This is a genomic window from Congregibacter sp. (assembly GCF_047617445.1).
Lineage (GTDB): Bacteria > Pseudomonadota > Gammaproteobacteria > Pseudomonadales > Halieaceae > Congregibacter.
Genome location: NZ_JBLGBE010000127.1, coordinates 1 through 5,158 on the forward strand (window position 1 = coordinate 1; position 5,158 = coordinate 5,158).

Annotated in this window: 6 protein-coding genes; 3 read left to right on the top strand and 3 right to left on the bottom strand. The window is 56.7% G+C overall.

Going from position 1 to position 5,158, the window contains the following annotated elements; translation table 11 throughout:
- A partial coding sequence (gene hemA / locus ACI9KD_RS16705) for a glutamyl-tRNA reductase (RefSeq protein WP_414982304.1) occupies window positions 1–885 on the bottom strand: 885 nt, incomplete at its 3' end.
- Between the two features lie 222 nt (window positions 886–1,107).
- Here hemA and ACI9KD_RS16710 point away from each other — a divergent pair.
- Together ACI9KD_RS16710 and lolB are read left to right on the top strand one after the other, a co-directional pair.
- Window positions 1,108–2,937, top strand: coding sequence for a tetratricopeptide repeat protein (locus ACI9KD_RS16710; RefSeq protein WP_414982305.1), 1,830 nt, complete (start codon window positions 1,108–1,110; stop codon window positions 2,935–2,937).
- Window positions 2,937–3,629 (top strand): lipoprotein insertase outer membrane protein LolB, encoded by a 693-nt coding sequence (lolB, locus tag ACI9KD_RS16715; protein ID WP_414982306.1) that lies wholly within the window; start codon window positions 2,937–2,939, stop codon window positions 3,627–3,629. Before ACI9KD_RS16710 ends, lolB begins: the two co-directional genes overlap by 1 nt.
- A 44-nt stretch (window positions 3,630–3,673) precedes the next feature.
- Here lolB and ACI9KD_RS16720 read toward each other — a convergent pair whose 3' ends face one another.
- Complete coding sequence (locus tag ACI9KD_RS16720; RefSeq protein WP_414982307.1) at window positions 3,674–4,030, bottom strand: type II toxin-antitoxin system VapC family toxin; 357 nt, start codon at window positions 4,028–4,030, stop codon at window positions 3,674–3,676.
- Window positions 4,027–4,230 carry a type II toxin-antitoxin system VapB family antitoxin gene (locus ACI9KD_RS16725; protein WP_414982308.1) on the bottom strand — a complete coding sequence of 68 codons (204 nt, stop codon included), beginning with the start codon at window positions 4,228–4,230 and terminating at the stop codon, window positions 4,027–4,029. Before ACI9KD_RS16725 ends, ACI9KD_RS16720 begins: the two co-directional genes overlap by 4 nt.
- Before the next feature lie 59 nt (window positions 4,231–4,289).
- Between ACI9KD_RS16725 and ispE the strand changes: the two genes are divergently transcribed.
- Window positions 4,290–5,158: 4-(cytidine 5'-diphospho)-2-C-methyl-D-erythritol kinase (ispE, locus tag ACI9KD_RS16730; RefSeq protein WP_414982309.1), on the top strand; the 869-nt coding region annotated here is incomplete at its 3' end.

Here is a 5,158-nt window from a genome sequence, read left to right on the forward strand (position 1 = left end):
CAGATCTCTCACCTGCGGCTCGATATCTCGTGGTACAGCGATGTCTATCATCAACATAGGCCGGTGACGTCGCACCTTGAGTGCCGACTCCACCGTACCTTTCCCGATAATAGGCAACTGGCTGGCAGTAGAAGTAATCACAATATCCGACGTCGGCAGATGATCCGGGATTTCAGCCAGAAGTACAGCCTCCGCACCGAACTTTTGAGCCAGTTCCCGCGCGCGGCCCAAGGTGCGATTCGCAATGACGATATTACTAACGCCGGCTTCAATAAGATGCCGCGTGACCAATTCGATCGTCTCACCGGCGCCGACGAGAAGCGCATTGCAATCGCCCAGATCCGTAAAGATCCGCCGCGCCACATCAACCGCCGCATATGCCACGGAGACCGGATTCTCACCTATCGCCGTATCGGTACGGACTTTTTTGGCAATGCTGAATACCCGGGGAAACAAGCGACCCAGTTCACTGCCCACTGTGCCCGCTTCGCTGGCCACTGCGTAAGCGGATTTGAGCTGACCGAAAATTTGCGGCTCCCCAAGTACCATGGAGTCGAGTCCGGCCGCCACATGCACCATATGGCGCAATGCTGCCTCTCCTTCGTGGTGGTAGGCGGCACCCCGTAAATCGTCCACAGACAGATGGTGATAAGCCGCCATCCAGTCAATCAACTCACGCGCCTTAGCATCTAAAGACGTGTTCGGCGGCGCGACGGCGTAGATCTCAGTGCGATTACAGGTGGAAAGCACAACAACCTCGTCAATATCCGCTGCACGACACACATCGTTCATGGCCTCAGAGACCTGCTCCGGCGCAAAAGCCACGCGCTCTCGCACATCAACATTTGCCGAGTTGTGGTTAATACCTAGGGCGATGAGGTTCACGGTTAGGACAGGCCAGCTTATTTGTCACTGCGGGTTTGGCGTGATTTTAGCAGTCTCAGCATAAAATCGCAGGGTAAATGTACGGATATTTTCAGGCAGCTTGCCGGGCCTTAAGGTGAAACGGCCAAGGGCAAGCTCACTTGTTAGCTCGGGCATCGAACCCAACGTGGGTTTCGTTGTCTCACTGTGTCATCATTCGATTTCAACGTTTCGGTCAATTTCATGCCCTTGTACGACTTGTTCAGCCTTGTTCCTGCCGCTTGCCTGGCCCTGCAAAGATGCGGGCCCTGTGGCTGTGCAAAAAACCGCCTCATCGCCCTCGTATTGGCACTTGCGGTACTTGGCGGCTGCGCGAGCAGCAGCCAAGTCGCAGAGAATACGGATGACGCGGAGGTCGATGCCACAACAGCCGCGGTGGATGAACCGCCTCCACCGCCTGTTCCCGAGCGCCCCATTCCCGACGCATCGGTCTACCCTTTGCTGCTTGCTGAGTTTGCGCTGCGACGCAGCGACTTTGACACGGCTCTCAACACCTATCTCGAACAAGCTGATGTGCTTAGGGACCCTGCGGTCAGCGCCCACGCTACGCACCTGGCGCAGTATCTCCAGCGCGAGCGCGAAGCCTTCAGAGCGGTACGACTTTGGGTAGAACTTGAACCCGATAATCTGGAGGCTAACGGCACACTTGCGACCCTACTGGCCCGACAGGGACGTAACCGTGAGGCCCTTCCCTATTTGGCCGTGGTCGCGAGGGCAGGCGAGCCAGCGAAGTTTCCCGTGCTGCTCAATCGATTTAAAGCGCTGAGACCCGCCGATCAGTTAGGCCTAGAGGGTGATGCTCAAGCCTTGATCGATGATGATTTAGGCGACAACGTATCACTGCTCCTGACTCACGCGCTCATGGCCGAAGAAAGAGGCGATGCTGCTGCGGTCAAAGCGCGGTTGGTTCCGGTCTTCGCTTTGGAGCCTTATCAGCAACAGGCTCTGGTATTAGAAGCCAAACTGAATCTCTCGGCAGGCACAGATGAGCCCTTGGCTCGCATAGAAGAGGCACTCACAAAAGATCCCGCGCGACCAGAGCTACGCCTACAGTACGCCCGCCTCCTTGCCAGCCAAGACATGCCTGCGGCCAGGAAACAGTTTGAAATCCTGTCTTCAGAGGCTCCGCACAATTCCGACCTGCTGTTCTCTCTGGCGCTGATCAACCACGAACTGGAAGACAACGCCGCTGCCACGGCCTACCTCAATCAGGTGGTCGCACTGGGTAAGCGCAATGATGAGGCGCATATGTTTCTGGGACAGATCGCCCGCAACGAAGGCGAACTGGACAACGCGATACAGCTGTTCCAGCAAGTTGGCGATGGCACCCAGTTGATGAAGGCGACTATCAGCATTGCGCAAATACAAGTCTCCGAAGGTCGGGAGCAAGACATGGCTGACTACCTGAATCGATTACGCGAGAGTTATCCGCATCGTAAAGAACAGCTGTTTGCCCTAGAAGCGAACATTTACAGTGAAACCGATCGTGATGCCCGAGGACTGGAACTCCTTGACCGCGCGATTGCTGACTTCCCCGAATCTGACAACCTCCGTTACTCTCGCTCAGTAGCTCATGAGCGCGCAGGAAACATCACGGAGGCAGAGATCGATCTGCGCGCGATCATCGAGCGCGATCCCGAGAATTCCACGGCGCTAAACGCCCTTGGCTACACCTTAGCCAATCGCACAGAGCGCTATGACGAGGCTCAGGCGCTCATCGAAAAAGCCCTGACGCTGTCGCCCAATGAACCCGCCATCCTCGACAGCATGGGGTGGGTCCTCTATCGACAGGGCGATCTGGAGAACGCGAAACAGTTTCTGAGCCGAGCCTATGCCAGCTTCCCCGACCCGGAGGTCGCGGCGCATCTTGGAGAGGTCCTATGGGCAATTGGCAATACCGCGGCTGCGATGACTGTTTGGCGTGGCGCTTTGCAAGAAGATCCACAGCATGTAGTCCTCAATGAAACCCTCACTCGTTTGGGCATAAGCCTCCAAGCCGACGCCGAGTCCTGATGTCTGCGCTTTTCACCGCGCGATGCTGCGAGCCCAGAAGCACCATACAAACCCGACAAACCGTTTACCGCGCAGCGCTACTGGCAGCACTCGTGGCGCTAGTAAGCGCATGCTCCACTGCCCCAGCTGCACCGCAGCGCTCCGCACCACTGCCCCCGGAAGCACCGCAACTCAGCGCGCAGGAGCGCTGGGCCACACGACTAAGCGCCATTGCGTCCATGCAAGCCTGGCGGGTACGGGGCAAGGTCGCGTATCGACTTCCGGATGATGCCGGCAGCGCAAGCCTGGACTGGCAGCAAGCTGAACAGCAGAGCGAACTGAGACTGTCGGGCCCCTTGGGCGTAGGCAGCACCGAGATTCACAACGAAGGGGCTTTGCTGCGAGTAAAACGCGAAGGCATAGAACGACTCTACCCCGCCGACGCCGCACCGTGGCTACCGGGTGGCACGCTACTACCGGTACCCATCGATTCGATTCAGCACTGGCTACTGGGTGTACCTGACCCCGCCCAGCCCGTCACCCTCCTGGACACCGATAATGCGCTAGCAAATCGCATCGAGCAAAACGGCTGGGTCATTCGTTACGACGAGTATCGAGACGTACAGGGCCTGGCACTACCTACGCGATTACTCCTTGAGGTCCCCAAGATCAAGCTCAGCCTCAAAGTTATTTTGCGAGCCTGGGAGTTGTAGATAACCCGACTACTTGCAACCCACCTACAGCGCAACAAAGAGCCTCAGTGCCGCCATGAAGGCTGCCCAAGCTTATGCAGGCGAAGATCATGGGACCAAAGGCTCACACCGGCCTGCAACTGACTGGAGGCGAGCAAATGCATGTCCACAAAATTCAGTCCCGTGCCCATAAGCGAATGCGCCTCGATGAATGCGAGTAACTCATCATTGGTGACCACCGGTGCTCTAGGCATGTGCTGGAGGCGCTCGAGAAAACCCTGTCGCTGCTGCAGGTATCCGCAGGCAAGCTCCGCAATAACATACTCATGTACGAGCACCTCGCCATCTTCGAGCAAATCCCTCAACGGACTAACACCCTGTCGCAGATGGTCAACCCAAACAGAGGTATCAACCAAAATCATGATTGTTCGAATTCCTCCCGGGTAACCGAAGCACGACGTCCCGGAAATTCCAGTTCGGGCATTGTTCCACCCATGCGCGCGAGGCGCCGTGCGGCTTCGCGCTCAACCAACTTCTGCACGGCAAAGCGAATCACCGCCGCGTTTTCATTGATACCGGTTAAGCGCTTCGCTTCGTCCAGCATGTCGTCGTCAATATTCACGGTTGTTCTCATCACCAAAACCCCACCATAACAAGCACGAGCATCATTTTAGGCATCAAATGAAGCCATTAAAAGCATCACTCAGCGTCGCACGCAGCCACCAAAAACCCATGAGCATGCGATACTCCGCGCCGATGCCAGCTCTCACTCTTCCAGCGCCTGCAAAACTCAATCTGTTCCTACACATTACGGGCCGGCGAGACGACGGCTATCACAAGCTGCAAACGGTTTTTCAGCTAATAGATTATGGGGATGAACTGGAATTCGAGTCCCGGGAAGACGGCAAAGTAACGCTGCATTGCGAGGGCCCGATGGCTTTCAGTGACCTGAGTGCTAGCGACAACCTTGTCGTTCGCGCTGCTCAGCTGCTTAGACAAATCGCAGCCAAGCCAGGGACCCCAATCCCCGGTGCTGACATCAAACTCTTTAAACGCTTACCCACCGGCGGCGGACTCGGAGGTGGCAGTTCAGATGCCGCAAGCACGCTCCTTGGGCTCAACAAACTTTGGAACCTCGATCGCAGTATCGAGGAACTGGCTGAACTGGGGCTTCAGTTGGGCGCCGATGTGCCGGTTTTCGTGCACGGGCATAGCGCCTGGGCGGAAGGCATTGGCGAGCAACTCACGCCTCTTGAGCTTCCAAAGCGGTGGTTTTTAGTCGTCCATCCAGGCTGCCATGTATCAACACATGAGATTTTTTCACACCCCCAATTGACACGCGACACCCCCGCGATCACAATGGCCGCCTTTTTTACGGGACCTACCCGTAATGACTTCGAAAGCCTCGTGCGACGCCTCGCCGACCCGGTTGATAAGGCGTTGAATTGGTTGGCGAATTTTGGAGAGGCAAGATTGACCGGCAGCGGAGCCAGTGTGTTTGCGATCTTCGATAACGAAGCTCAGGCACTGGTAGCGCAGCGGCAAGTACC